21 protein-coding genes are annotated in these 25,575 nt (G+C 71.4%); 12 read left to right on the top strand and 9 right to left on the bottom strand.

Features of this window, described 5'->3' with window-relative positions:
• Positions 1 to 104 precede the first annotated feature (104 nt).
• The 5 genes from ACFVQ3_RS08555 to ACFVQ3_RS08535 all read right to left on the bottom strand — a co-directional run bounded on the left by ACFVQ3_RS08555 (position 105) and on the right by ACFVQ3_RS08535 (position 4,343).
• Positions 105 to 473 carry a hypothetical protein gene (locus ACFVQ3_RS08555; RefSeq protein ID WP_387637505.1) on the bottom strand — a complete coding sequence of 123 codons (369 nt, stop codon included), beginning with the start codon at positions 471 to 473 and terminating at the stop codon, positions 105 to 107.
• Complete coding sequence (locus ACFVQ3_RS08550) at positions 470 to 2,686, bottom strand: ferrous iron transporter B (RefSeq protein ID WP_387637503.1); 2,217 nt, start codon at positions 2,684 to 2,686, stop codon at positions 470 to 472. Before ACFVQ3_RS08550 ends, ACFVQ3_RS08555 begins: the two co-directional genes overlap by 4 nt.
• A complete protein-coding gene (locus ACFVQ3_RS08545) occupies positions 2,683 to 2,913 on the bottom strand; it encodes a FeoA family protein (RefSeq protein WP_387637500.1) in 231 nt (76 codons plus the stop codon). Before ACFVQ3_RS08545 ends, ACFVQ3_RS08550 begins: the two co-directional genes overlap by 4 nt.
• A 75-nt stretch (positions 2,914 to 2,988) precedes the next feature.
• On the bottom strand, positions 2,989 to 3,195 hold the full coding sequence (locus tag ACFVQ3_RS08540; RefSeq protein ID WP_387637497.1) for a hypothetical protein: 207 nt from the start codon (positions 3,193 to 3,195) through the stop codon (positions 2,989 to 2,991).
• 137 nt (positions 3,196 to 3,332) lie between these two features.
• The gene (locus ACFVQ3_RS08535) at positions 3,333 to 4,343 is read right to left on the bottom strand and encodes a LacI family DNA-binding transcriptional regulator (RefSeq protein ID WP_387637495.1); all 1,011 of its coding nucleotides are present in this window, start codon (positions 4,341 to 4,343) and stop codon (positions 3,333 to 3,335) included.
• 191 nt (positions 4,344 to 4,534) lie between these two features.
• Here ACFVQ3_RS08535 and ACFVQ3_RS08530 point away from each other — a divergent pair, with 191 nt between their 5' ends.
• The 6 genes from ACFVQ3_RS08530 to ACFVQ3_RS08505 all read left to right on the top strand — a co-directional run bounded on the left by ACFVQ3_RS08530 (position 4,535) and on the right by ACFVQ3_RS08505 (position 15,278).
• Positions 4,535 to 5,842, top strand: coding sequence for an ABC transporter substrate-binding protein (locus tag ACFVQ3_RS08530; protein ID WP_387637493.1), 1,308 nt, complete (start codon positions 4,535 to 4,537; stop codon positions 5,840 to 5,842).
• Between the two features lie 25 nt (positions 5,843 to 5,867).
• Positions 5,868 to 6,788, top strand: a complete 921-nt coding sequence (locus tag ACFVQ3_RS08525) for a carbohydrate ABC transporter permease (protein WP_387637490.1) — start codon at positions 5,868 to 5,870, stop codon at positions 6,786 to 6,788.
• Positions 6,788 to 7,738, top strand: coding sequence for a carbohydrate ABC transporter permease (locus ACFVQ3_RS08520; protein ID WP_387637487.1), 951 nt, complete (start codon positions 6,788 to 6,790; stop codon positions 7,736 to 7,738). The genes ACFVQ3_RS08525 and ACFVQ3_RS08520 overlap by 1 nt, the downstream gene beginning before the upstream one ends.
• 7 nt (positions 7,739 to 7,745) lie before the next feature.
• Positions 7,746 to 10,241 carry a beta-glucosidase gene (locus tag ACFVQ3_RS08515; RefSeq protein WP_387637485.1) on the top strand — a complete coding sequence of 832 codons (2,496 nt, stop codon included), beginning with the start codon at positions 7,746 to 7,748 and terminating at the stop codon, positions 10,239 to 10,241.
• A 1-nt stretch (position 10,242) separates the two neighbouring features.
• On the top strand, positions 10,243 to 12,183 hold the full coding sequence (locus tag ACFVQ3_RS08510; RefSeq protein ID WP_387637483.1) for a family 43 glycosylhydrolase: 1,941 nt from the start codon (positions 10,243 to 10,245) through the stop codon (positions 12,181 to 12,183).
• Positions 12,184 to 12,599: 416 nt separating this feature from the next.
• The gene (locus tag ACFVQ3_RS08505) at positions 12,600 to 15,278 is read left to right on the top strand and encodes a class I SAM-dependent DNA methyltransferase (protein ID WP_387637480.1); all 2,679 of its coding nucleotides are present in this window, start codon (positions 12,600 to 12,602) and stop codon (positions 15,276 to 15,278) included.
• 844 nt (positions 15,279 to 16,122) lie between these two features.
• On the opposite strand, the gene ACFVQ3_RS08500 is transcribed toward ACFVQ3_RS08505, so the two are convergent.
• The 3 genes from ACFVQ3_RS08500 to ACFVQ3_RS08490 all read right to left on the bottom strand — a co-directional run bounded on the left by ACFVQ3_RS08500 (position 16,123) and on the right by ACFVQ3_RS08490 (position 19,120).
• Positions 16,123 to 16,875 carry a DinB family protein gene (locus tag ACFVQ3_RS08500; RefSeq protein WP_387637478.1) on the bottom strand — a complete coding sequence of 251 codons (753 nt, stop codon included), beginning with the start codon at positions 16,873 to 16,875 and terminating at the stop codon, positions 16,123 to 16,125.
• 147 nt (positions 16,876 to 17,022) lie between these two features.
• Positions 17,023 to 18,072, bottom strand: a complete 1,050-nt coding sequence (locus ACFVQ3_RS08495) for a hypothetical protein (RefSeq protein WP_387637475.1) — start codon at positions 18,070 to 18,072, stop codon at positions 17,023 to 17,025.
• A 1-nt stretch (position 18,073) separates the two neighbouring features.
• The gene (locus ACFVQ3_RS08490; RefSeq protein ID WP_387637472.1) at positions 18,074 to 19,120 is read right to left on the bottom strand and encodes an SPFH domain-containing protein; all 1,047 of its coding nucleotides are present in this window, start codon (positions 19,118 to 19,120) and stop codon (positions 18,074 to 18,076) included.
• Between the two features lie 96 nt (positions 19,121 to 19,216).
• On the opposite strand from ACFVQ3_RS08490, the gene ACFVQ3_RS08485 reads away from it, so the two are divergent.
• Complete coding sequence (locus ACFVQ3_RS08485; protein ID WP_387637469.1) at positions 19,217 to 19,990, top strand: NUDIX domain-containing protein; 774 nt, start codon at positions 19,217 to 19,219, stop codon at positions 19,988 to 19,990.
• 4 nt (positions 19,991 to 19,994) lie between these two features.
• Here the strand turns inward: ACFVQ3_RS08485 and ACFVQ3_RS08480 are convergent, their stop codons facing one another.
• Positions 19,995 to 20,975 (bottom strand): helix-turn-helix transcriptional regulator, encoded by a 981-nt coding sequence (locus ACFVQ3_RS08480; protein WP_387637466.1) that lies wholly within the window; start codon positions 20,973 to 20,975, stop codon positions 19,995 to 19,997.
• A 108-nt stretch (positions 20,976 to 21,083) separates the two neighbouring features.
• On the opposite strand from ACFVQ3_RS08480, the gene ACFVQ3_RS08475 reads away from it, so the two are divergent.
• The 5 genes from ACFVQ3_RS08475 to ACFVQ3_RS08455 all read left to right on the top strand — a co-directional run bounded on the left by ACFVQ3_RS08475 (position 21,084) and on the right by ACFVQ3_RS08455 (position 25,429).
• On the top strand, positions 21,084 to 21,560 hold the full coding sequence (locus ACFVQ3_RS08475; RefSeq protein WP_387637464.1) for a VOC family protein: 477 nt from the start codon (positions 21,084 to 21,086) through the stop codon (positions 21,558 to 21,560).
• A 27-nt stretch (positions 21,561 to 21,587) separates the two neighbouring features.
• Positions 21,588 to 22,424: a helix-turn-helix domain-containing protein gene (locus ACFVQ3_RS08470; protein ID WP_387637462.1), complete on the top strand. Its 837-nt coding sequence runs from the start codon at positions 21,588 to 21,590 to the stop codon at positions 22,422 to 22,424.
• 168 nt (positions 22,425 to 22,592) lie between these two features.
• Positions 22,593 to 23,636 (top strand): ABC transporter substrate-binding protein, encoded by a 1,044-nt coding sequence (locus ACFVQ3_RS08465; RefSeq protein WP_387637460.1) that lies wholly within the window; start codon positions 22,593 to 22,595, stop codon positions 23,634 to 23,636.
• A 258-nt stretch (positions 23,637 to 23,894) separates the two neighbouring features.
• Complete coding sequence (locus ACFVQ3_RS08460; protein WP_387637458.1) at positions 23,895 to 25,154, top strand: anion permease; 1,260 nt, start codon at positions 23,895 to 23,897, stop codon at positions 25,152 to 25,154.
• Positions 25,151 to 25,429 (top strand): hypothetical protein, encoded by a 279-nt coding sequence (locus tag ACFVQ3_RS08455; RefSeq protein WP_387637455.1) that lies wholly within the window; start codon positions 25,151 to 25,153, stop codon positions 25,427 to 25,429. The genes ACFVQ3_RS08460 and ACFVQ3_RS08455 overlap by 4 nt, the downstream gene beginning before the upstream one ends.
• The last annotated feature ends 146 nt before the right edge of the window (positions 25,430 to 25,575 follow it).

Genomic DNA, 25,575 nt, shown 5'->3' with positions numbered 1-25,575 from the left:
GCGCCGTGGTCGGTCGGCCGCGGCCAGGGCGGGACGGACGGAGGGGCCCCTGAGTGCGGAGTACTTGTCGCCGCGGCGGCCGATCGACGACAACTACTCCGCACTCAGCGGGAGCGTGGTGCCAGCGGGCAGCCCGTGCAGGCCGACGGGAGGCGGCGGCCGGCGACCGGCGCGGCACCCGGGGTGCCTGGAGCACCAAGAGCACCCGGGGTGCCAGGGGTGCCCGGCGCACCAAGAGCACCCCGGGTGCCCGGCGTGCCCGGGCAGCCCGAGCAGGCGCCTCCGGCCCGCGGGGGACCCGCGACCTGCACGAGCCCCAGCCGGACGAGCTGCGCCACGGTCGCGTCGACCAGCCCGGGGTCGAGGCCGAGCGCGGCCGCGGCCTCGTCGGTCGTGTCGCCCGCGCGGAGCCTCGCCAGCACCGGGCGCGCCAGGGTGCGGTGCTGTGCGGGGGCGTACGCCGTCGGGCTCACCAGACGAGCCGCAGCAGCTGGAACGTCGCGACCGACAGGACCCACGCGACCGTGAGCTGGGCCACGACCGCCCCGAGCGTCCAGCGCCAGCCGAACAGGCGCTTCTGCTCGGCGACCGTCGCGAGGCACGGCGTGTAGGCGAGCACGAAGACCATGAACGCGAGCGCGGCGGCCGGGGCGTGCCCGCCCGAGGTCTTGTCGAGCGTGGCGCGCAGCTGCTCGCCGAGCTCGCCCGGCGACGACCCGGTCGGCTCGTCCACTGCGTACGCCTGCGCGAGCGCCCCGACGGCGACCTCCTTGGCCACGAACCCCGTGACCAGGGCCGACGTCGTGCGCCAGTCGCCGTAGCCCGCAGGGGCGAACACGGGGGCGACCTGGTCGGTCAGGCGGCCGTACGCCGAGTCGTGCACGGGGACCTCGCCGAACGTGTGGCCCGCGGTGACGGGGATCGCGAGCAGCAGCCACACGGCGACGAGGACCGCGACGATGATCGTGCCCGCGCCGCGCAGGAACGCGAGCACGCGACGGCCCGTGGTCGTCAGGAGCGGGCCGAGGCGCGGCACGTGGTACGCCGGGAGGACCAGTGCGAGGGGCTCCCGGTCCAGGTCGCGGAACAGCGTGCCGCGCAGGGCGAGCGCCCCGCCGAGCACGAGCAGCACGCTCAGCACGTACATGGCGAGCACCACGAGGCCCGTGTGCCGGGGGAAGAACGTCCCGGCGAGCAGGACGTACACGGTCAGCCTCGCGGGGCACGACGCGTAGGGGACGAGCAGTCCCGTGAGCAGGCGCTGCCGGGCGTGCGGGAGCGTCTTGGTGGCCGCGAGGGCGGGCAGGTTGCAGCCGAACCCCACGATGAGCGGCATGATGACGCGGCCGTCGAGCCCGACCGAGCGCATGAGCCGGTCCGCGAGCACCGCGACCCGTGCGACGTAGCCCGAGTCCTCGAGCAGCCCGATCGCGAGGAACATCATGGCCATGAGCGGCGCGAACGCGACGACGACGCCGACACCTGCGACGACCCCGTCGACCAGCAGTCCCTCGAACCACCCGCCGCCCAGGCCCAGGCCGGCGAGCGCCCACGAGACGACGCCCGCGACGGGGCCGGTGACGAGCGCCTCGGCGGCGCCCATGATCGGCGCCGCTGCCCACGTGGCGAGCTGGAACAGCGCCCACAGGGTCAGGACGAACACGGGCAGCCCGACCCACGGGTTGAGCAGCCACCGGTCGATCCGGTCGGCCCGGCTCCCGGTCGCGACGTGGTGGGCGCCGACCGCCTCGACGACGTCGTCGGCCCATCCGAGCAGCGCGTCGATCCGGTCGAGGTCGGCGTCGGCCTCCGGGGCCATGGGCACCCTGGTACCCGCGACGGAAGGGAGCCCGACGACGCCGCGCGCCTCGTGCGCGACCGCCCGGACCGCGTCGGCCAGCTCCTCGGTGCCGCGGCCCGTGCGGGGATCGACGTCGACGACGGGGACACCGAGCCGCTCGGAGAGCCGCGCCGGGTCGACGGCGAGGCCGTCGACCGTGGCGACGTCGGTCATCGTCAGGGCGACCACGACACGGTCGGTCAGGGCGGCGACCTGCCCGAGGAGGAACAGCGCGCTGTGGAGCTCGGCGGCGTTGGCGACGAGCACGCAGACGGCGGTCTCGCCCGCTGCGCCCACCGTTCCCGCCGCGCCCGGGGTACCCGCCGTGCCCGCCGAGCCCGCTGTGCCCGCCGTGCCCACCGTTCCCGCCGCGCCCGGGGTACCCGCCGTGCCCGCCGAGCTGCGGGCGACCTCCGCCGCGGTCACGGCCTCGTCGGGGGAGACGGGGGTCAGCGAGTAGGTGCCCGGCAGGTCCACGATCGCGAGGGTCGGTGGGGCTGCGAGGGCGGTCCGGGCTGTGCCCGGGGTGCCCGGGGTGCCCGCGGTGCCAGGTGCCCCGGCGCCTTCTCGACCTCCGGGCCCGGGCCGCCAGGTCCCGCGCGCGAGCTCGACCGTCGTCCCCGGAGCGTTCCGCGTGGTCTGGCGGGCGCCGGTGAGACGGTTGAAGAGCGTCGACTTCCCGGAGTTGGGCGTCCCGACGAGCAGGATCCGCGCGGCGTGGTGGTCGGTCGCGTCGAGCGGCGCACCCGGGCCGGTCCCGCGTCGGCGACCTTGCGCGGGCAGGTGAGCGGCGCCGTCGGGCCTCTTGTCGTGTGCTGGGCCCCCCTCGCAGTGCGGGCAGCTCACGACGCGATCTCGAGCCTGCGGACCGTCGCGGCGTCGAGCGCGATGCGGCGGCGGCCGACGAGCACGACGCGCCCGCCGAACGGGGTCCGCAGCGCCACGGTCATCCCGGCACCCGGGCGAAGTCCCAGCTCGCGCAGACGGACCCCGGCGCCGGGCGAGGTGGCGGCGTCCTCGCGGACCGACGACAGGACGACGTGCGCCCCCGGGGGGACCTCAGCCAGGTTCATGCTTCCGACGCTAGACGTGAGGTGAGCCTCACCTCACGTGCTGGAGGTCCCGGGCGGCCCGGGCCGTAGGTCCCGTCAGAGGTTGAGGAGCGCTCCGGCGCCGATGCCCGCGAGGATGCCCAGGGCCATGGTCGTGACCGTGAGGGCGACGGGGTGCGTGGGCGTGGTGTGCAGGCGCTGCCAGAGGCTCGGGGCAGGGGACGAGGTCTGGGCGTGGTGGATCTCGCGGCGCGAGAGCCCGGCCGTGACGGGGGCGGGCTCGGTGGCGTGCTGGGTGCTCATGGTGCGTCCTCCGGGGTTGTGCGTTCACCACGGTAGACACGCGCGCAGGCCCGACGTGACGCGAGATGCGCGTGAGGAGCCTCACGCCGGCCCCCGGTGGCGGGATCGCCGGCCCCGGGGTACCGGGGTACCGGGGCCTAGCGGGCCGCCGTGCTCCCGCGCACTACGAGGCTCGTCGCGAGGTCCATGCGCGTGTTCGTGACGTCGCCGTCGCGCGCCTTGAGGACGAGCCGCGCCGCCTCCTGCCCCATCTCCTGGAGCGGCTGGTGGACCGTGGTCAGCGCGGGGCTGGACCAGCGGGCCACGGGGACGTCGTCGTACCCGACGATCGAGAGGTCGTCGGGGACGCGCAGCCCGTGGCGGCGCGCGGCCTCGAGCACGCCGAGGGCCTGGAGGTCCGAGCCCGCGAAGATCGCGGTGGGAGGCTCGGGCAGGCTCAGGAGCTCCTCGGCGCGGTCGGTGCCGCCCTGCGGGTGGAAGTCGCCGAAGCGCACCAGGTCGGGGTCCGCCGCGATCCCGGCCGTACCGAGCGCCGACCGGTAGCCGTCGAGGCGGGCGAGCGAGCACATCATGTCCTCGGGGCCCGTGATGACGCCGATGCGACGGTGGCCGAGCTCGATGAGGTGGCGCGTGGCCATGAGCCCGCCCTGCCAGTTCGCGGAGCCGACCGACGGGACGTCGGGCTCGGGGTCCCCGGCGGGGTCGATGACCGCGAACGGGATGGCACGGGACCGGAGCTGTTCCTTGACGGCCGCGGGCAGCGTCGAGAAGACGAGCACGACGCCGAGCGGGCGGCGGGCGAGGACGCCCTCGATCCACTCGGGCCCGGGGGCGTGCCGGGTGCCCGACTCGGTCAGGACGACGCTCGCGCCGTGCTCGCGCGCGACGTCCTCGACGCCGCGGATGAGCTCCATGGCCCAGATGCTCTCGAGCTCGTGGAACACGATCTCGATGAGGGGGGCCGAGGCGGTGGGGCTCTTGCGGCGCCGGTAGCCGTGCTGGACGAGCAGCGCCTCGACCCGGTCGCGGGTCCCTGCGGACACGTCGGTGCGCCCGTTGAGCACCTTGGACACGGTCGAGAGGGACACCTGGGCCTCGGCCGCCACGGCGGCGAGCGTGACCCGGCCGGGAAGAACGTCGTCGGTCATGCGGGTCAGCGTAGCGCTTCGGACGGAAAGTTTCGACGGGTGATCTTCGGGGTCTCGATGAGCAGTTCTCAGGCTTCTCGCAGGAGATAACGGTTCAGACTCGGTGTTGACCGCGGCGGATTCGCGACTTAGAGTCCAGGGCAACCGAGTACTTTCGGCGCAGACGCCGAAACTTTCGAAAGGGTTCGATGATGAACACAAGAACGCGGAAGTCGCTCACGGCCGCGGCCGTGGCGTCGGCGCTGGTCCTCCCGCTCGCAGCGTGCGCGAGCGGGGACTCCGGTGGGTCGAGCCGCCCCGAGAACGAGATCCACGTCATGGTCTACGGGGACGCGACCAACAAGGTCGAGCAGCAGATGGTCGACACGTTCAACAAGACCTCGGACGTCAAGGTCGTCCTCGACACCATCCCCGGCGCCGACTACCAGCAGAAGCTCCAGACGATCATCGACACCAACGCGGCGCCGGATGTCTTCTTCAACTGGGGCGGCGGCTCGATCGAGCCCTTCGTCGACGCCGACCTCCTGCTCCCCCTCGACGACTTCATCGCCGAGGACCCCCAGCTCAAGGACGCGTTCCTGCCCGCGGTGTTCAACTCGGCCGTGATCGACGGCACGCCCTACGGCATCCCCATGCGCGGCACGCAGCCCGTCATGCTGTTCCACAACAAGCAGGTCCTCGCGGACGCCGGCATCGAGGCCCCCGAGACCTGGGACGAGCTCCTCGCCGCGGTCGAGACGCTCAAGGCCAAGGGCGTGACCCCGATCGCCCTCGGCGGCGCCGACCAGTGGCCGACCCTCATGTGGTACCAGTACGCGTTCGACCGCGTCGCAGGCCCCGAGCTCTTCGAGAAGGCCCTCGCGGGCGAGACCGACGTGTGGGACTCGGCCGAGAGCCACGAGGCGCTCGACAAGCTGTCCGAGCTCATCGACGCCGGCGCGTTCGGCACCAACTTCGACTCGGTGAAGTTCACCGACGGCGGCTCGCCCGCGCTCCTGCGCACGGGCAAGGCGGCGTTCGAGCTCATGGGCTCGTGGAACTACTCGACGCACTACGACGTGGACCCCGCGTGGACCGACGCCAACCTCGGCTACACGGCCTTCCCCGCGATCGACGGCGGCAAGGGCGACGCGGCCAACATCACCGGCAACACCAACAACTTCTACTCGGTGCTCGCCAAGACCCGCTACCCGGACGCCGTGCGCGACTTCCTCAAGCTCATGTACTCGGACGAGTTCGTCGAGGCGCAGCTCGCGATCGGCAACCTGCCGACCACGACCAACACCGAGCAGTTCCTGGACCAGGCCGCGAGCCCCGAGTACGCCGCCTTCCAGTTCGACCTCGTGAAGAACGCGCCGCACTTCCAGATGTCCTGGGACCAGGCCTTCCCCCCGGCTGCCGGCACCCCGCTCAAGATCGCGGTCCAGCAGTTCTTCAGCGGCCAGATCGACGCCGACGGCTTCATCGCTGCGATGAAGTCCCTGCCGGCCTCGCGCTGACCCGGTCCCCCGGACGGAGATCGTCATGACCACCCGCGCACCCCAGGGGCGCACGCGCCCGGGCGCCGCCGACCTCCAGGTCGGTCGCCCGGGCGTGGTCTGGGCCCTGCCCGCCGCCCTGTTCTTCGGGCTCTTCGCCCTCCTGCCCATGGTCCTCGTGCTCGTGCTGTCGTTCACGCAGTGGAGCGGCCTGGGCAGCCCCGAGTTCGTCGGGACCGAGAACTGGTCCCGTCTCCTCGACGACCCCGTGATGCTCAAGAGCATCGGGCTCTCGCTCGTGCTGACGGCGCTCGGCGTCGTGACCCAGACCCCGGTCGCGATGCTGCTGGGCGTGTGGGCCGCGGGCCACCAGTGGAACCGCGCGGTGCTCTCGGCGATCTTCTTCGTGCCGCTGCTGCTGTCGGCGGCCGCGGTGTCGGTCCTGTGGCGCGCGGTGCTCGACCCGAACTTCGGCGTCCCGGCCCAGATGGAGTGGCTCTTCGGCGACGGCAACCTGTTCGGCAACCAGTCGACCGCGATCGCGGTCCTGGTGTTCGTGAGCCTGTGGCAGTTCACGCCGCTGCACGCCCTGATCTACCAGGGCGCGGCGAAGGCCGTGCCGCCCATGCTCTACGAGGCGGCCGAGATCGACGGCGCCGGGCGCGTGCGCTCGTTCTTCGCGATTACGTTCCCGCAGCTGCGCAACACCATGATCACGTCGGTCATCCTCATGGTCGTCGGCGGCCTCACGACGTTCGACACCGTCCTCATCCTGACCAACGGCGGGCCCGGGACGGACACGACCATCACGGCCTTCTACATGTACCAGAAGGCGTTCCGCGGCTTCGACTTCGGGCTCGCGTCGGCGATCGCCGTGGTCCTGGTCGTCGCGGCGACCGCGATCTCCCTGGTCATGGTCCGCCTGTCCGGGTACGACAAGATGCGCAGCGAGCTGGAGGGCGTGTGATGAGCAACGACCTGAGCGTCACCCCCGCGGAGCAGGTCTCCGGCCCGACGACGTCGCCCACCCCGGGTGGTGCGTCCCGCCCGGGCGCGACGAGCGCGGGCGTCCCACTGCGGCGTCGGGCAGGGAAGGGCAGCCGCAACCGGCCCAACTGGGGCGCGGGCGTCGCGGTCACGATCTGGCTCCTGATCGTCGCGATCCCCCTCTACGTGCTCGTCACCGCGTCGTTCCAGACGCAGGCCGGGTACGCCGAGGGCGGCCCCCTGTCCCTGCCGACCACGTTCACGCTGGACAACTTCACCAACGCGTTCGACCAGGGCTTCGGCCGCTACTTCCTCAACACGCTCGTCGTGACGGTCGCCGTGGTCGGGATCGTGGTGCTGCTCGTGCCGCCGCTGTCGTACGCGATCGTGCGCAACCGGTCGCGCGCCACCACCGGCATCTTCCGGATGTTCCTGCTGGGCCTCGCGGTCCCGGCGAGCGCCGTGATCGTCCCGATCTTCTACGTGATCTCGGTCGTGGGCCTGTACGACAACCTGATCGGCGTGATCCTGCCGACCGCCGCGTTCTGCCTGCCGATCTGCACGATCATCCTCAGCGGCTCGATGCGCGACATCACCAACGAGCTCTACGAGGCCATGGCCCTCGACGGGGCGTCGCCCAAGCGGGTGTTCATGCAGCTCGTCCTGCCGCTGTCCAAGGGCGGCGTCGCGACGATCGTCGTGTACTCGGCGCTGCAGGCGTGGAACGGGTTCCTCTTCCCCCTGATCCTCACCCAGTCCGAGTCGACCAAGGTCATCACGCTCGGCCTCTTCAACTTCCAGACGCAGTACGGCGTCAACATCCCCGGCCTCCTCGCGGCGGTCGTCATGTCGATGATCCCGATCCTGCTCGTGTACCTGTTCGCCCGGCGTGCCCTGGTCCAGGGCCTCATGGGCGTCGGCGGAAAGTAGCCCCACGATGACTCTTCAGACGAACCTGCCGTCCTCCACCATGCCCGGCTCCGGCGGGGAGACCCTCCCCGTGTGGTCCGACCCGTCGGTCGGCACGGCGACCCGCGTCAAGGCCCTCATGGCGGAGATGACGCTGCGCGAGAAGGTGGCCCAGCTTTTCGGGGTGTGGGTCGGCGCGTCGGCCGAGGGCGGCGAGGTCGCCCCCCACCAGCACGACATGGAGGACGGCGTCGACCTCGACGCGATCCTGCCCGACGGGCTGGGGCAGCTCACCAGGCCCTTCGGGACCAACCCTGTCGACCCGGCGCTGGGCGCGCTGTCGCTGCTGCGCACCCAGGAGCGCGTGCGCTCCGCGAACCGCTTCGGCATCCCCGCCCTCGCGCACGAGGAGTGCCTCGCCGGCTTCTCGGCCTGGGGCGCGACGGCCTACCCCGTGCCGCTGTCCTGGGGTGCGTCGTTCGACCCCGCGCTCGTGCGCCGCATGGCAGCCGCGATCGGTCGCGACATGCGGTCGGTCGGCGTGCACCAGGGCCTGGCCCCCGTGCTCGACGTCGTGCGCGACGCCCGCTGGGGCCGCGTCGAGGAGACCATCGGCGAGGACCCGTACCTCGTCGGGACCGTCGCCACGGCCTACGTCCAGGGTCTGGAGTCCGCAGGCATCGTCGCGACGCTCAAGCACTTCGCCGGGTACTCGGCCTCGCGCGGCGGCCGCAACCACGCGCCCGTCTCGATGGGGGCGCGCGAGCGTGCCGACGTCATCCTGCCGCCGTTCGAGATGGCCGTGCGCGAGGGCGGCGTGCGCTCGGTCATGCACGCCTACACCGACACCGACGGCATCCCCTCGGCCGCCGACCGCGAGCTCCTCACCGGTCTGCTGCGCGACACGTGGGGCTTCGACGGGACCGTCGTCGCCGACTACTTCGGGATCGCGTTCCTCAAGATCATGCACGGCGTGGCGGGCGACTGGGCCGAGGCCGCCGCCGCGGCGCTCGCAGCCGGGGTCGACGTCGAGCTGCCGACCGTCAAGACGTTCGGCGAGCCGCTCGTCGCTGCCCTCGAGGCCGGGGACGTCGACGTCGCGCTCGTGGACCGCGCGCTCGAGCGCGTCCTGCGCCAGAAGGTCGAGCTCGGCCTGCTCGACGCCGACTGGGACCCCGTCCCGGCCGTGCTGCGCGACGTGCCCGGGGAGGTGCTCGCGGCAGTCGCCGGGGCGGGTGACGAGGTCGCGGTCGCCGCGCTGCGCGGGACCGTCGACCTCGACACCCCCGCCAACCGGGCGCTCGCACGCGAGGTCGCCGAGCAGGCCGTGGTCCTGCTCGCGAACGACGGCGTGCTGCCGCTCGGCCCGGGCGTCGGTCGCATCGCGCTCGTCGGCCCGACGGCCGAGGACCCCATGGCCGTGCTCGGCTGCTACTCGTTCCCCGCGCACGTGGGCCTGGCCCACCCCGAGATCCCGCTCGGGATCTCGCTGCCCACGCTCGCCGCGTCGCTGCGCGCCGAGCTGCCGGGAGTCGCTCTCGACGTGCTGCCCGCGATCACGCTCGACGGCACGGCCGACCCGTCCTCGGCCGGGGCCGTGAGCACGGCCGAGGTCGCGGCGGCCGACCGCGCGGGTATCGCGGCGGCGGTCGAGCTCGCCCGCGAGGCCGACGTCGTCGTGGTCGCCCTGGGTGACCGGGCCGGCCTGTTCGGTCGCGGCACGAGCGGCGAGGGCTGCGACGCCGAGTCGCTGCGCCTGCCCGGCGCCCAGCAGGACCTGCTCGACGCGCTCCTCGCCACGGGCCGTCCCGTGGTCGCGACGATCCTCTCGGGTCGTCCCTACGCGCTCGGCGCGGCCGCGACCACCGCACCGGGCGAGCCCGGCGCCGCGGCGATCGTGCAGGCGTTCTTCGCGGGCGAGGAGGGGACCCCCGCGGTCGCGGGCGTCCTGTCGGGGCGCGTGGCGCCGTCGGGCCGGCTGCCCGTGAGCGTGCCCGGGACCGAGGGCGCTCAGCCCACGTCCTACCTGGCCGCGACGCTCGCGCAGGCGACCGACGTGTCGAACATCGACCCGACCGCGGCCTTCGCGTTCGGCCACGGCCTCACCTACACGACCTTCGAGTGGTCGGACCTCGTGGTGAGCGTGGCCGAGGCCGCGACCGACGGGTCCTTCGAGGCGTCGTTCGTCGTGCGCAACACGGGTGGGCGCGACGGCGTCGAGGTCGTGCAGCTCTACGCGCACGACCCCGTGGCCTCGGTCGTGCGACCCGTGCAGCGGCTCGTCGGGTACCTGCGCGTGCCCCTCGCCGCGGGCGCCTCGGCACGCGTGAGCGCGACCGTGCCCGCCGACGTCCTGTCCTTCACGGGGCGCGACGGGCGGCGGATCGTCGAGCCGGGTGCGATCGAGCTGCGGTTCGGGGCGTCGAGCGCCGACGTCCGGCTCGTGGCGCCGGTGTCCCTCGTGGGCGACGTACGGGTGGTCGACCACACGCGCGAGCTGCACGCGCCGCTCGTGGTGGGCTGACGTGGTACCGGACCCGAGGTCGGTCGGCAGGCCGACCCCCGTCGCCCTGCCGACCTCGGGTCCGGCGGCCGCGACCTTCGCGAACCCCGTCCTGCCCGGGACGCACCCCGACCCGAGCATCTGCCGGGTCCCCGGCTCGGGCGGAGCGCCCGACGACTACTACCTCGTCACGTCGACGTTCGAGTACTTCCCGGGCCTGCCCGTCTTCCACAGCCACGACCTCGTGACGTGGACGCAGGTGGGCCACGCGATCCACCGGGCCGACCAGGTGGACCTGTCGAGCGTGCCGTCGTCGGGCGGGCTGTACGCCGCCACGATCCGCCACCACGCCGGGACGTTCTACGTCGTCACGACGCTCGTCCACACGCAGGGCCGGGGCGGGCACCTCCTCGTCACCGCGACCGACCCCGCCGGGCCGTGGTCCGACCCCGTGTGGCTCGAGGGCGAGGGGATCGACCCGTCGCTGTTCTTCGACGCTGTTGGTCAGGACGACGCTGCCGGTCAGGACGGCGCTGCCGGTCCCGGCGACGCTGCCGGTCCCGGCGACGCAGCCGGTCCCGGCGGCGGAACGCGCGTGTGGCTCACCGCGGCGCGCCTGGCCGACCCGGGGGAGTGGGAGGGCCAGACCGAGGTGTGGCTGCGCGAGCTCGACCTCGCCGCCGGGACGCTCGTCGGCCCCGAGCACGTCCTGTGGCGCGGCGCGCTCCACGGCGCGGTCTGGGCCGAGGGCCCGCACCTGTACCGGGTCGGCGGCCACTACTACCTGCTCGCCTCCGAGGGCGGCACCGAGCACCGGCACGCGGTCTCGGTCGCGCGCGCCGACACCGTGACCGGCCCGTACACGGGCAACCCCGCGAACCCGGTCCTCACGCACCGCCACCTGGGCCGGGACTTCCCCGTGGTCGGCGTCGGGCACGCGGACCTCGTCGAGACCGCCGCAGGCGAGTGGTGGATGGTCCTGCTCGGCAGCCGCCCCTACGGCGGCTACTACCCCAACCTCGGGCGGGAGACGTTCCTCGCGCCCGTGGTCTGGGAGGACGGGTGGCCCGTGGTCGCCCCGGGCGTCGGCCACGTCGCGGGGACCTTCCCCCTGCCCGACGTCGGAGCGCGGCTCCCGGGGGCGGGTTCGGCCGTGCGGTCGGGGCTCTCCGCGGAGGTGGGACCTCCTGCGGTGGAGGGCCGGCTCGACGAAGCAGGAGCGCCGGCCGAGGCTGGCCGGCCTGCCGGGGCGGGCGCCGTCGTCGTGCACGAGACGTTCGACGGGCCCGGCGAGGAGCTCCCTCCGGTGTGGAACCAGGTACGGACCGGGGACCGGTTCTGGTCCCTGACCGAGCGGCCCTGGCACCTGCGGCTCCCGCTGCTGCCCGCGACGCTGTCCGACGTGGCGACCCCCGCGTTCCTGGGGCGCCGCCAGCAGCACACGGACATGGACCTGACCGTGCGCGTCGACGTCGACCCCGCCGGGCCCGACGAGTGGGCCGGGCTCGCGGTGCGCCAGTCCGAGGAAGCATGGATCGCGGCGGTCGTGACACGGGCGGCTGTTGCCGCTCCAGGCGGGGCAGCCGGTGCGGCTCGGCGGCTGGGCGCGGTGTCCGGTTCCGCGCCGGGCACCGTGCCGAGCCCGGAGGCCGGCGGGCGCGAGGTGCTCGTGGTCGAACGCCTCGGCGGCGAGGAGGTCGTCGCGGGACGCGCCGCACTCGGGCCGCTGGGCCTGTCCGAGGGACCCGTGGACGTGGTGCTGCACGCCGTCGGGCAGGAGTACGCGCTCGGGGTCCGGACCCTGCGGGGCTTCCACGCCGTCGCGACCGTGCACGGCGGCCGGCTCAGCTCGCCCGAGGCAGGCGGTTTCCTGGGCGTGTGGGTCGGCCCGTACGCGACGGGCCGCGGGACGACGACCGCGACGGTCGCGGACGTCGAGTGTGTGGAGTACCGGGGGCGCTGAGCGACAAACGCACCGCACTTCGAGTCGCGCGATTCCTCGAGGAATAGTTGGCCACTGGGGGCGAGCCGATACCGCGGCCGATGTTGGGTGCCGCAATCACGGGTCAGATAACCGTTGCGCCGGATGTTCCCCTGCTGGCCCGGCGACAAGGTGCACAGGCTGTGATGCGACTAGCGAGGCGAACCCAAGAAGACTCTCCGGAGAACTGGTACACGCCGTCGACCGCGCTGAGGACAGCGGGCTCCGGTGTCAGCGCCCGGTCTGGGGCGCCAGTACCCGCGCGCTACGACACGCCGAGAGGGCAAGAAACTTGGCGGAGCCTCAACTGCAATGTACGGTAGCAGATGCATCTCGGAGGGCAGCGTGTCCACCGAGCAATAGGCGCTGGATCGGGAGAGTACGCCGCAATGAGCAGCATGGCTGACATCATGCAGTCTGCTCGCGCTGCTACGCGCGAGCCAAGCATCGACGCTCTCGCGGGTGCCCTTATAAGCGTGGGGTGGCCTTCCAGCTCCCTGGAGAGGGACACTAAGCGTGACGGGGTCGTGATCGCGCAACTCGGTGGTCAGCCGAAAATACTGATTGTCGGTGGCGACGCGCCGCAAGTCCACGCCGGAGATGCTGGCGCCGTGATGGGCCCCATGAGCATGGGATATAGCAGCGAGGCCCCGTACACATTGATTTGGACGCCCGAGCGCGTGCAACTGCATCAGACGACCTATTGGACGTCGCTCCCTGGCGACTCCCCGCTGGTGCAAGAGAGCAGCAGTAATCTGGCGGCGACCGCAAATCTATTGGAACTGCTCTCCCCGTCAAGTATCGTCAACGATGAGCCAGTGAGCTTTCGAACTGGACTGGGCAAGCAGCAGCCGGACCTCGCGCAGAATTTGGGACAAGCGCTTGCTCGGTTGCGCGCCGCCGTCGTCTCTGAGCGCGCCATTGAGAGTGATGGTAGTGCGGACGATCTAAGGGTGATGCGCCTGTTCCACCAGTTGCTATTCATCCGCTTTATCGAAGACCGCCATCCCGACGAAAGCCTAGCCCGTGTTTCGACCGTGCTTGAGGCTTCTGACCTGCAAGAGTCTCTTGCGAGAATAGTTCGGCACTATTCAAGGACGCTGCGTTCGGAACTGTTCACGCGGGAAGCTCTGCCAATCGAGGTAATACCTCCTGCGGCCCTGCGTGCCACCATTGAGGCGCTCACGGAACCCTGGCAGCGACTGCATCTCGATTTTCAACTGACACCGAACGACGTATCGGGCCGCCTGTACGAGTCCTATCTCGGAAAGAGACCAGCCATTGATCACGACGAAGGGACTCTTTTCCCTGTCGTCAACGAGACTGACGACCGCAGTCAGCGCGCCTCTTTCTACACCCCCACTGCGATCGCAATGGAGTTGGCCCGAGCGACTCTGGAACCGTGGCTTGAGGAAAATGCGCCAGAAAGTCCGTCGCAGGTAAGGGTGTTGGACCCCGCGTGCGGTTCGGGCGCCTTTTTATTGGCGTCGTACCGTGTGTTGCGCGAGTACTTCGGGGCGAGAAAGGGCAGTGCGCTGTCGCAGGGAGAGCGCCGCGAGCTCTTGGCCTGCAGCATATTCGGCGCCGATCAAGATGAATCAGCGCTCATGCTTGCTCAGGTTGCGCTTTACGAAGAGGCCGACCTAGGGGGTGACAGCAGCCTTCCTGCCATGGGCAGCAATCTTCTCCTTGGCGACTCGCTACTTTCGCCTCCGGGCGCCCCGTTGGTTGGAGGTGTCCCATGGGCTGAGGTGATCCGAGAAGGTCGATTCCAAGTTATCCTGGCGAACCCTCCTTTCGGTGCACAAAAGACCCGAGCTTCCCGTTCGACGGCACAGTATCGTCAGGGTGTACGCGCAGAGTTCTCTCAAACGCATGAATGGGGCGCCGATCTTGCCTACTACTTTGTTGAACTTTCCGCGCGCCTTCTGGATGATGGAGGAATGGCCGGATTCGTTTTGCCTCGGAAGGCCCTAACTGGTCTTACCGGATCGGCTGTTCGTCGCCTTATGACCATCCGCGGTCTTCGCACCCTCCAGGACTACCGTGGTGCACGCTTGTTCCCGAGCGTCTCTGCTTACGTCGCCCTGGTAACTTTCGGCGGTCAGCCCAAACCTATTGTCCATGTGGAAGACGTGCGGGACTCTCGGGTGGATGCATCGCTTCTGCTTGATCCGGAGACCCGTAGACAGATAACCCGTCAATCGATCGTGGCGAGAGAGGTTCTGGATAACGCGCCGTCGTGGTCTGCTTTTGAACTACGTTGGAACAGTTTGCAATCTCACATTGGCGCCCGATGGTGCGAATTGGGAGCCGTCGAAGGCATCACGATCGCGTCCGGCATCCAGTCGGGTGCGAACAAGCGATTCGTAGTTGAGCCAGAGCGTCTGAACCGGCGGTCAGCGGTCGTTCGCGGCTACCGAATCCCGCTTGATGTGCTGCCGAAGTTTGTCAAAGGGCCCGACGTGTTGCCATTCCGTGTCGCTGCCGATGTCGAGCGTCGTATCGTCGTCCCATTTCCGGCCAATTCAGTGCGTGGGCGGGCGCTGGATGGTGTTATTGCGGCGCTTGGTGGGCGTCCCGCGAATACGCAACTCGGAAAGATCGACACGTGGCTGGGGCCCAAGGTTCTGGTTCGGGCGTTCGGGCTAGAGCCATGCGCTGCTTCGGACCCGGTGGGTGACGTGGTTGCGCCAAAGGGTACGGCTGGTGCGTTCGCGGTCGCAGTTGGTGACCCCACGATTGAGAAGTTGCTTGGAATGGTCGCATACTTTAATAGCGCATTCGCTCAGTGGTGGCTGCGGGGGGCTGGCGAGCCAAGAGCAGATGAGACTGTGGAGATCCTTGAAGGCCATTTGCGGCGCCTCCCATGGCCGGATTTGGACAATGTCGGCTGGCAGAGTCTCGCTCGTGCGGCTGATGCGGTCCTGCTCACGTTGTCTTTGGAAGGTGCCGTCGAACGGGCGCAGGCATGGTGGTCTGCACGGCGTGCTGTTGACGACTTGGTTTTCGACATTCTTGAGATTAGTAGCGATCTTCGTTCGATCGTTGTCGATGAAGTCGTTCGGCGCGCTTGATGGGAAAGATCTCGGGCGTTGAGAAGGCTGCGGAGGACCAGCGCCGGGCAGTCCGCCAGTCGCTCCAAGCGTTGGAGATCTGGAACGCTCGCGTACAGATCAAGCATCCACACGGTTCAGAGCCGTTCGCGGCGGCATATATCGATCAGGTAAATTTTGAATGCGCCCTTGAGGGCGATTGGTTTCTGACCGGGTACTGGAGATACCATTCTGACCCGATCGATCCCTCTCGGTACGTTCACTTCGAGAGCTCTGCCGGATTGAATGTTGGTAATGACCCATACTCTTTGTGTTTGGATGCCGGGAAGGACGCGGTCTGCGTAGCGCGATACGATTATGACACGAGACAATCCCCAGCTCTGCACCTGAACGTCTACCAGCCGTCCCCTTTGCGTGATCGTATTCATTGGCGTCTTCCGTTAGGGTTGGAGCCCGATGGCTGGGACGCTGGTCGCGTCTTGAAGTATCTTGTTGGTGACACGGTTACCGAACTTGAAAAGGCCGGTTGGCCGCGGGCGAGTTAGTGATTTTTCCTGTTCTTTTTGGGTGCTGATTGCTTTGGCTGTGGGGTGTCGCAGGTTTGTGGCCGGATCGGTGATCCCGGGTTCGACGAGCAGAACGCCCGGTCCGGCCTTGTGCGACGACGCTGTTGTTCTGGAGCAGTTCGCTCCGATGGACTAGCGCGCTCTGCGCAACCTGTTCCAGCACGGGGGCTTTTCTCGTTCCTTCGCTCCCGGGTCCGACCGTGGTGCGAGGCGGAACTCATCGCCGCGTGGCACACCGCTCGCAGGCGACGGGGCCAAGACGGCAGGAGTGGCCTCTCGGACCCGCCAGGCCCGGAGCCTCACGCCGACGTGGGCCGGGCCTCACGCAGCAGGGCGAGATCTCGTCGGACGTAGCGCAGGTGCGCCCATTCCTCCTCCAGGATCACGCGCACGCAGTCCCCGACGCTGGGGTGCCAGTCCTCGCCGCCCCACGGGTCGTCGCGCTCCTCCGCGAGCAGCTCGGGGGTGGCCGTGGCGAGGAACTCGGTCACCAGTCCTTGTCGCTCGGCCCGCACGGCGAGGATCTCCTCGTACTCGGGTGGCTGCGCGCGGAAGATCGACATGTCGAAGCCCATCCGGTCGGCGCCGGTGAAGATCTGCCCGATCTCGTGGAACGGCTGCCCCATCCGCAGGATCCCGCCGCGGAGCCAGGCGTCGGTCGCCAGGACGAGGTGCCGCAGGGTCTGGGCTATGGACCATTCGTCCTCGACGTGGGCGTCGACCAGGTCCGGCGGCGTGCCGTCGACGGTCTCCTGCCACGCGGCCTGCACGGCGACCCACCCCTCGCGCAGCCCGTCGACGGTCTGCGCCTTCTGCAGCTCGCGGCCGGGGAACTGCCGGTTGAGCTCGGCGTCCACGTACGGCACCACGTCGATCCCGTTGACGACCAGGCTGCCGAAGAACAGGTCGTGGCTGTCGATGTCGAGCCCGTCCACGTCGACGGCGCGCATCGTCACGCCGCTCACGTCGGAGAACCGCAGGGTGGCGCCCTTGAAGCTGGCCCTGACGAAGGTCGCGCCCTCGAACTCCTTCGTCCCGGAATACGTCGTCATCGCTCCACCATGACGGACCTCGGGCAGTCCCGCCCGGCGACGGCCAGGTCACCCGGCGACGGCCAGGTCACCCGACGGCCAGGTCACCCGACGACCAGGTCACCCGACGACCAGGTCACCCGACGACCAGGTCGGCCGACGACCAGGTCACCCGATCACCAGCCGCAACCGGTCCTCCCCGACGCGCACCGCGATCTCCTGGCCCCAGGTCGCGACGAGCCGGTCCGACTCGACGCCGTCGCCGAAGACCACGAGCTGGTCCGACTCGACCGTGAGCCGGAGCTCGCCGCTCGCGTCGAGCAGCCCCTCGGTCAGGTCCGCGCCCGTCGCGGGCGACGGCCACGCCTCGCGCACGAACCAGGCGAGGAGGGGGTCCGTGGGCGCGGGGAGACGTCGCCCGCCGCGCTCGCGCGCGATCGACGCGCACCAGCCCGTGGCCCCGGCCCCGGTCGCGACGATCACGCCCGATGACGACTGCCGCTCCCTCCGGACGGACCCGGGCACCGACCCGCGACCACCCACCGCACCTCGCTCGTCGCGGCCCCCGCGCTCCCCGCCTGCGCCTCGGCCACCGCCCGGCCCGTCGGCAGCGATCCGGTACCGCGCCGACTGGTGCGACGGGTGCCCCACGAAGACCTCGTTGAGCGCGGACAGGTGCTGCCCGTCGTCGAGGTGCGCCACGACCGTCGTGAGGTCCTCGGTCCGCCAGCCGAGGTCGTCGAGGGGCGTGGCGCCGTCGGGCCTGGGGTTGCCAGGGCCTGTGCCGCCGGGCGTGCTCCCGACCCTCCCCGCCCGGGTCAGGAGACGCACGGCCGCGGTGACGTCGAGCCGGACGAGCGCGCCCGCGTTGGTGCCCGGCTCGGGGTCGACGCCCAGCACGGGCTGGTGCGTGAGGTACTTCGCGACGTTCGCGACGAGCCCGTCCTGACCGACCACGACCACGACGTCCTCGGGGGCGACGAGGAACCGGCCGAGGTCGGCGCGCTCGACGTCGGCCCGCCGCCACCCCTCGGGGATCGCGGAGGCGACCCGGGCGCGGGCCTCGCTCACGGCGTCGTGCCGCTCCTGGACCGCCGCGAGCGTGCGGCCCCGCGTGCGGAGGAAGAACTCGGCCTGACCTCTGGTCGCGTGCCGGTCGAGGAGCTCGTCGAGCTCGGTCCGCCGGTGCACGACGACCACGCGTCGCTGGAGGGGCACGTCAGGCTCCCCGGCTGGGGGCGGTCGCCCCGGTGACCGGGCCGCCCACGGCCCCCGCTCCGGTGAACGCGGCGAGCGCTCCGCTGAGCAGGTCCGGCGTGATGGTCAGGCTGCCGATTTTGGGCAGAGCCCCGGCGAGGTCGCGCATCGCGACCGCGAGGATCGTCGACCGGTCCATGCCCTCGTACACGTCCATGACGGTCCGGAACTTCGCGTTGTTCGCCTCGCCGAGCCGGCGGATCTCCTCGGCCTGCGCGGCCGACGTGAGGTCCCGCCGCTCGGCCGCGGCCCTGGCCTCGACGAGCGCCGCCGCGGCGGTCTCCTCGGCCTCGCGCCGGAGGTTGGCGCCCTCCTGCGCGACGAGCCGCTCCCGACGGGTCGCGAGCTCGATCTGGCTCGCGAGCTCGTTCTCCGAGATGGTGCGCTCGCGCTCGACGGCCAGCGCCCGCCGCTCGTACGTCGACCGGTCGGCCTCCGCCTGGACGTGCTCGCGCAGCGGGGTCTGGAGGGCGCGCTCGACGTCGCCGTCGGGTCGGACGGCGAGCACGTGGACCCCGAGGACCTCGATGCCGGTCGAGGCCAGCCGCGCGTCCGACCCGAGCGCCCCCACGAGCTGCGCCCGGACCTGGCTCACGCCCTGCTCGAGAGCGGTCGTCAGGGGGACTGCGGCGAGGTGGTCGATCGCGTGGCTCTGCGCGAGCTGGCCGATGATCGTCGCGACCTGGTCGCGACCCGTGGTCGTGGCGGCCCCGGTGTCGGGGTCGATCCCGAAGTCGAGCCGCTGCGAGACGACGGCCGGGTCCGCGAACCGGTAGGTCACGTTGACCTGGACCGTGACGTCCTGGTGGTCGCGCGTCGTGGCGTGGAAGAGGACGGGCAGCTCCTGGTCGTCGACCGGGACCTCGCTGAGGACCGAGGTGCCGGGGCGGAACCAGAACGCCTGGCCGATCCCGTGGTGCGCGACGTGTCCCGCCCTGAGGTGGATCACGGCGCCCGTGGGGCTGCCGAGGAAGTGTCGCAGCCAGGGGTAGCGCTTGATGGTGGCCATGGGAGGCTCCGTCCGTCGTGGTCGTTTATGTCACTCTGACGATAAGCCTGGACCATCTTTAGCGTCAACCTGACGATAAGGGGGTAGGGTGGGGGCATGAGCGAGCACCTGGAGACCCCGCCCTCGGCCGCCCGGATCCCCGTCACGGTCGACGTCGTCGCGCTCACCGTCCGCGACGGCACCCTCCAGGCCCTGCTCGTGACCCGGCTCCTCGACCCCTTCCAGGACCGGCTCGCACTCCCGGGCGGGTTCGTCCTGCCCGACGAGTCCCTGCCGCAGGCCGCAGCCCGCGAGCTCGCCGAGGAGACCGGCGTCGCGGTCCCCGGCCATCTCGAACAGCTCCGCACCTACGGCCCGCTCGGCCGCGACCCGCGCGGCCCCGTGCTGACCGTCGCGCACCTCCTGCTCGCACCCACCTACGGCCTGCCCACCGCAGGCAGCGACGCCGCGCAGGTCGGCTGGTACCCGGTCGAGGAGGTGCTCGCGGACACGGACGGCCTCGCGTTCGACCACCACCGCATCCTGCGCGACGGCGTCGAGCGCGCCCGCGCCAAGCTCGAGTACTCGACGCTCGCGACCGCCTTCTGCGGCCCCGAGTTCACGATCGCGCAGCTCCGCGCGGTCTACGAGGCCGTGTGGGGCACCCGCCTCGACCCCCGCAACTTCCACCGCAAGGCGGTCGGCACCCCGGGGTTCCTCGTCGAGACGGGAGAGTCGACCTCGGGCGGGACGGGCCGACCCGCCGCGCTCTACCGGCTCGCGCCCGAGGCGCGGCACCCTTTCGAGGCGCGCGACGCCGTCGGGCAGGACGAGGCGCCCGCATCCGTGCCCGCCGTGCTCAACCCGCCCCTCATGCGGCCCGCGGGGTAGCCGACTACGGCGCGCCGGCACCGCCCGACGGTTCGCGCGCTCCTGCCGCGTAGAGGTCGGCGAGGCGGCGCAGCACCTCGCGCAGCTCGGGCGGGTCGAGCACCTCGAACGGGGCGTCGACCGTCGCGAGGAAGCCCGCGACGTCGAGCAGCGAGTCCGAGCCGGTCTCCAGGACGCACGTGCCGTCGTCGGACCCTGTGAGGATGCCCGCGGTCGGGGTGACGCGCGCCGCGATCTCCGTCGCGGGCGCGAGGAAACGGATGCGCGGCCGGTGGCGCCACGCGGTCGACCCGACGCCGCGCACGACGTGCCGTGCGACGTCGGGCTCGGGAGGCTCGCGCGGGGCGAAGCGTGGCCCGCCCGGCGTGCGCGGGCTCATGCGGTCGGCGCGGAACGTCCGCCAGTCCTCGCGCGCGGTGTCCCACGCGAGCAGGTACCAGCGGCGGCCCGTGTAGACGAGGCGGTGCGGCTCGACGTCGCGCAGGGTCGCCGAGCCGTCGCGCCCGACGTAGTCGAAGCGGAGGCGCTCGCTGCGAGCGATCGCGGTCGAGGCCGTGGTGAGGACCTCGGCGTCGACCGTCGGGCCGCCCGCCGCGGCCGACACGGTCGCCCGGCGCAGCGCGTCGACGCGGTGCCGCAACCGCGACGGCATCGACTGCTCGAGCTTGGCCAGAGCCCGCACCGACGTCTCCTCGATGCCCGTGACCGACCCCGCGGCCGCCGCCTGGAGGCCGACGGCGACCGCGACGGCCTCGTCGTCGTCGAGCAGGAGCGGCGGCAGCTCGGAGCCCGCCGCGAGGCGGTAGCCGCCCGCGGGCCCGGTGCGCGAGCGCACCTCGTAGCCGAGCAGGCGCAGGCGCTCGACGTCGTTGCGCACAGTGCGCGTCGTGACGTCGAGGCGCGCCGCGAGGTCGGCGCCCGACCACTCGCGCCGCACCTGCAGCAGCGACAGCAGCCGCAGGAGCCGTACCGAGGTGTCCAGCATCCCTCGATCCTCGCAGGCGTCGAGGAATCGCACGTTCCACAATCCTCCGTAGCGTGGGAGGCATCAGCACGAACCGCTGCTGGACCGCACGGCACGAGGAGCACGACGATGAGCGACACGACCGGCACGACCCCGAGCGCGACCACCGCCCGCACCGCCGCCACGACCCCGCGCGGCCTGACGACCGTGAGCTTCTGGTCCGACGACGTCCCCGCGGCGGTCGCCTGGTACACCGAGGTGCTCGGCGTCGACCCGTACTACGTCATGCCGCCCGCGCCGGCCCCGGCCGCGTACGTCGAGTTCCGGGTGGGCGACTACCAGCACGAGCTCGGGATCATCGACCGCTCGTACGCGCCCGCGGGAGCCGCCACGGCGCCCGGCGGAGCGGTCGTCTACTGGCACGTCGACGACGTCCGCGCCACGTACGCGCGGCTGCTCGCGCTCGGCGGCACCGAGTACCAGTCCGTCACCCCGCAGGGCGACGGCGGGTTCGTGACCGCGGCCGTCGTCGACCCGTTCGGGAACGTGCTCGGCGTCATGGAGAACCCGCACTACCTCGCGGTCCTGGAGGGGCGCGAGGGGTGAGCGGGCGGGCCTCGCTACGATGCCGCCATGTCCTCGTCAGTGCCGCCGCGTCCGACGGCAGGTGTCCGGGAGACGGCCCCGGAGCCCGACGGCGAGGCCCGCCACGTCGCGCAGCCGAGCGCCTGGCGCGGCAGCTTCCTCCTCACGACCCGGCGGTACACCACGCTGACCGAACGGTCGTGGCGGGACGCGACCCATGCTGACGACGAGCTCGTCTGGTCCGACGGCGGCGTCCTGCGCGTCTCGGCCGACGGCGGCCACTGGACGGTCCCCGCGCACCTGGGGGTGTGGATCCCCGCGGGGACCGTCCACACCCTCCACGTGTCGGCGGACTCGACCGTGCTCGGCACGTACTTCCGGCACGACGCGGCCCCGCACCTGCCGCGGGCAGTCGTCGCGGTCGACCTGCATCCGGCGGCTCGCGAGTTGCTGCACTACAACGCCGCGACGGTCATGCCCGACGAGCAGCGGCAGCGGCTGCAACGCGTGCTCGTCGACACGCTCCATCCCGTCAGCACCGCGCAGGTCGACCTCCGGATGCCCGTGAGCCCACGGCTCCTGGTCGTCGCCCAGGCGATCGTCGACGACCCGGCCGACGACCTCTCGACCGAGCGCTGGGCCGAGCGGGTCGGGACGAGCCCGCGTCGGCTCTCGCGCGACTTCGTCGCCGAGACCGGGTCGAGCCTCACGCAGTGGCGCATCAACGCCAGGGTGCGGGCGTCCTTGGTCCTCCTGGGCTCGGGCGTCCCCGTGACGGCGGTGGCCCGGCGTCTGGGGTACGCGAGCCCGAGCACCTTCATCGGGCACTTCCGGTCCCTCGTCGGGCAGACGCCCGGCGCGTACTTCCGGTCCGAGCGGCCGTAGCCCGCGGGCGCCCCGGGCCTCGTCGGCCGGGGCGTCCTTCGGATCGGCCACGCGTGACAGAAACCGTCACAGAGCGACAACATATCGCTGTCCGGCATCGGTAGGTTGAAGTAAGGCAAGGCTTCCCTCATCAATTGGCCGTGCTGTCGACCTCCCGAAAGGACCTCCATGCGCATCTCCGCGCCCCGCGTCTCCGGCCCCGTCGGCCCCGACGCCCCGACCGCACCGGACGGCTCGCGCGCTCGCTCGACCCGTCGCACCGTCGGGTCCGGCGTCGCCGCCGCGCTCGCGCTCGTGCTGGCCCTCGCGGCCTGCTCGAGCCCCGACGGCGACGCGACCCCCGACACCGTGCCCGGCGAGACGCGCACCGTCCAGGACGCCCTCGGGGCCGTCGAGGTGCCGGTCGACCCGCAGCGCATCGTCTCGACCGACTTCTTCTCGTCGAGCGTCCTGGTGGACGTCGGGATCGTCCCCGTCGGCGTCATGTCCGGGATCGACGAGCCCAACCCGGCCGCGCGCCCGAACAGGTACTTCGACGCGCTCGGCGACGTCCCGGCGGTCAGCACGTACGCCGAGATCAACGTCGAGAAGGTGCTCGACCTGGCGCCCGACCTCATCATCGTGGACTCGCAGTTCTCCGACCCCGAGACGATCGAGCGCCTGGCCACGATCGCGCCGATCTTCAACGTCGACCTGTCCGGCTCGTGGTCCGAGCGGGCCCTGAGCATCGCCGACGCCGCGAACAGGCTCGACGAGGTGACGGCCCAGAAGGCCGACTACGACGCACGGGTGGCCGAGATCTCCACCGCCTACCGCGACGTCCTCGACGGGCGCCGGTTCGCGGTCCTCGCGCTCCACCCGACCGAGGCCACATGGTCGGCCTACCTGCCGGGGTCGTGGCCCACCCCGGTCTGGGTCGACCTCGGTGCGACGTTCCGTGAGACCACGGACGGCGAGTCCACCGACGACTCGTTCGTCTGGCTCCCCGACGAGCAGCTCGAGAAGCTCTCGAACGCCGACGTCGTGCTGGTCGTGGACACCGAGCAGCTCCCACGCATGGAGGCCAACGGGCTGTGGACGTCGCTCCCGGCCGTGACGGACGGGCTCGCGCTGCCCAACGTGAAGGCTTCCGCGACGTCGTCGTTCCTGTGGGGCCTCGACAACCTCGACGACGCCGAGGAGATCCTGCAGAAGGTGCAGGCCACGGCCTGATCGTGGCTGTCGAACCCGAGGTCGGCCAGGCTGCCGGCCCTCGTCGCCTCGCGGCCTCGGGTTCGACGCCGACGGCCCGCAGGGTCGACGACGAGGGCCAGGAACCGTCCGGATGTCGAGCCGTTCCTGCCCGCCAGGCGGCGCCCGCAGAGCACTTTCGAAGGGCCTTCGAACGTCAGATGAACACCAGGTGAACAGTCGCCGAAAAGTCGCCGACTTGGTTCAGACCGCTGTCACCCAGCGTCCACCATGGAGTACGTGACCGAGACGATCCTGCTCGCGCTCGTGGTGGTGACGGCCCTGGCCTTCGACTTCACGAACGGCTTCCACGACACCGGCAACGCGATGGCCACGTCCATCGCCACACGTGCCCTCAAGCCCAAGACCGCCGTCGCGCTGTCTGCAGTCCTCAACCTCGTCGGGGCGTTCCTGTCCCTGGCCGTGGCGGCGACCATCGCCAAGGGGATCGTGGACGCGAACGTCATCACCCTCGAGGTGGTGCTCGCCGGCCTGGTGGGCGGTATCACCTGGAACCTGCTGACCTGGTTGCTGGGTATCCCGTCGAGCTCGTCGCACGCCCTCATCGGCGGCGTCGTGGGCTCGGTCCTGGCTGCGGTCGGGACGAGCGGGGTCCTGTGGACCGGTGTCCTGTCCAAGGTGATGATCCCCGCCCTGCTCGCTCCCGTGATCGCGATCGGGGTCGCCGCTCTCGGCACCTTCCTGGTCGCGCGCATCACGAAGGACCTGCCGCAGGACACGACGAGCCGCGGGTTCCGCTGGGGCCAGATCGGCTCCGCCTCGCTCGTCTCGCTCGCGCACGGCACCAACGACGCGCAGAAGTCGATGGGCATCATCCTGCTCGCGCTCATCGCGGGCGGCGCCGTCCCGTCCGACTCCGGCGTCCCGTTCTGGGTCGTCCTGTCCTGCGCCTTCTTCATGGCGCTGGGCACCTACCTGGGCGGCTGGCGCGTCATCCGCACGCTCGGCAAGGGCCTGGTCGAGATCGACTCGCGCCAGGGCATGGCCGCCGAGACCTCCTCGGCCGCGGTCATCCTCCTCTCGAGCCACTTCGGCTTCTCGCTGTCGACGACGCACGTCGCGACCGGCTCGATCCTCGGCTCGGGCGTCGGCATGCCGGGCGCGAAGGTCCGCTGGGGCGTCGCGGGCAAGATGCTCGCTGCCTGGGGCCTGACGCTGCCGGCCGCAGGCATCGTCGGCGCGCTGTGCTTCTGGCTGCAGGACGTCATCGGCGGCGTCGGTGGGACCGTCGCGGTCTTCACGATCCTCATCGGCGTCTCGACCGCGATCTGGGTCGCCTCGCGCCGCAAGCCGGTCGACGCGTCGAACGTCAACGACGAGTGGGACGGCGAGGGCGAGACCGCTGTGGTCGACGCCGCCGAGTCCTTCACGGCCGTCGCCGTCGAGGTCACGGCCGAGGCCGAGGCCACGATCGCCGCGACCACGGCCGCGAACGCCGCCGCCCCGACCACCACCGCCCGTGAGGGAGTCCACGCATGAGCGAGTTCATCCACTTCGACGCCCTGCTCCAGGTCGTGGTCGCCGGGGCGATCGTCGGTGCGGGCCTGCCTGCGCTGTTCGCGCTGGGCGTCCGCCTGCTCTCCCCGTCGCAGGGTGCGGCGCTCGCGGTGGAGGGTGCGCCGTCGGGCACGGAGACCGGCCCGACGACGGCGCGCCCCACGGGCCTGCGTCTCGCGGGTGCGGTGGTCTGCTTCGGCGCGGTGCTCGCCGCGTGCGCGGTCGGTATCTGGTTCCTCGCGTCCGGCGGGCACTGAGCCCCCGTACGACCCCCCACAGGAGGCCGCCCCGTCGTTCGACGACGGGGCGGGCGCCAGTCGTCCCCCGGGCTCTCAGGGGGCGGGGGGGGGACGGGGCGCCCGGGCCCGCAGGGGCGGCGCGGGGGGGCCGTCGCCCACGCGCA

The sequence above is a fragment of the Oerskovia sp. NPDC057915 genome, assembly GCF_042887685.1.
Lineage (GTDB): Bacteria > Actinomycetota > Actinomycetes > Actinomycetales > Cellulomonadaceae > Oerskovia.
The sequence above is the reverse complement of the archived record's forward strand: the minus strand, read 5'-3'. Positions and strand labels throughout refer to the sequence as shown.

Coding starts and splice junctions, on each gene's coding strand:
- ACFVQ3_RS08530 (WP_387637493.1), top strand. CDS start 4,535: ATGAACACAAGAACGCGGAAGTCGCTCACGGCCGCGGCCGTGGCGTCG.
- ACFVQ3_RS08505 (WP_387637480.1), top strand. CDS start 12,600: ATGGCTGACATCATGCAGTCTGCTCGCGCTGCTACGCGCGAGCCAAGC.
- ACFVQ3_RS08515 (WP_387637485.1), top strand. CDS start 7,746: ATGACTCTTCAGACGAACCTGCCGTCCTCCACCATGCCCGGCTCCGGC.
- ACFVQ3_RS08455 (WP_387637455.1), top strand. CDS start 25,151: ATGAGCGAGTTCATCCACTTCGACGCCCTGCTCCAGGTCGTGGTCGCC.
- ACFVQ3_RS08490 (WP_387637472.1), bottom strand. CDS start 19,120: ATGGCCACCATCAAGCGCTACCCCTGGCTGCGACACTTCCTCGGCAGC.
- ACFVQ3_RS08500 (WP_387637478.1), bottom strand. CDS start 16,875: ATGACGACGTATTCCGGGACGAAGGAGTTCGAGGGCGCGACCTTCGTC.
- ACFVQ3_RS08545 (WP_387637500.1), bottom strand. CDS start 2,913: ATGAACCTGGCTGAGGTCCCCCCGGGGGCGCACGTCGTCCTGTCGTCG.
- ACFVQ3_RS08485 (WP_387637469.1), top strand. CDS start 19,217: ATGAGCGAGCACCTGGAGACCCCGCCCTCGGCCGCCCGGATCCCCGTC.
- ACFVQ3_RS08520 (WP_387637487.1), top strand. CDS start 6,788: ATGAGCAACGACCTGAGCGTCACCCCCGCGGAGCAGGTCTCCGGCCCG.
- ACFVQ3_RS08480 (WP_387637466.1), bottom strand. CDS start 20,975: ATGCTGGACACCTCGGTACGGCTCCTGCGGCTGCTGTCGCTGCTGCAG.
- ACFVQ3_RS08475 (WP_387637464.1), top strand. CDS start 21,084: ATGAGCGACACGACCGGCACGACCCCGAGCGCGACCACCGCCCGCACC.
- ACFVQ3_RS08525 (WP_387637490.1), top strand. CDS start 5,868: ATGACCACCCGCGCACCCCAGGGGCGCACGCGCCCGGGCGCCGCCGAC.
- ACFVQ3_RS08540 (WP_387637497.1), bottom strand. CDS start 3,195: ATGAGCACCCAGCACGCCACCGAGCCCGCCCCCGTCACGGCCGGGCTC.
- ACFVQ3_RS08470 (WP_387637462.1), top strand. CDS start 21,588: ATGTCCTCGTCAGTGCCGCCGCGTCCGACGGCAGGTGTCCGGGAGACG.
- ACFVQ3_RS08465 (WP_387637460.1), top strand. CDS start 22,593: ATGCGCATCTCCGCGCCCCGCGTCTCCGGCCCCGTCGGCCCCGACGCC.
- ACFVQ3_RS08535 (WP_387637495.1), bottom strand. CDS start 4,343: ATGACCGACGACGTTCTTCCCGGCCGGGTCACGCTCGCCGCCGTGGCG.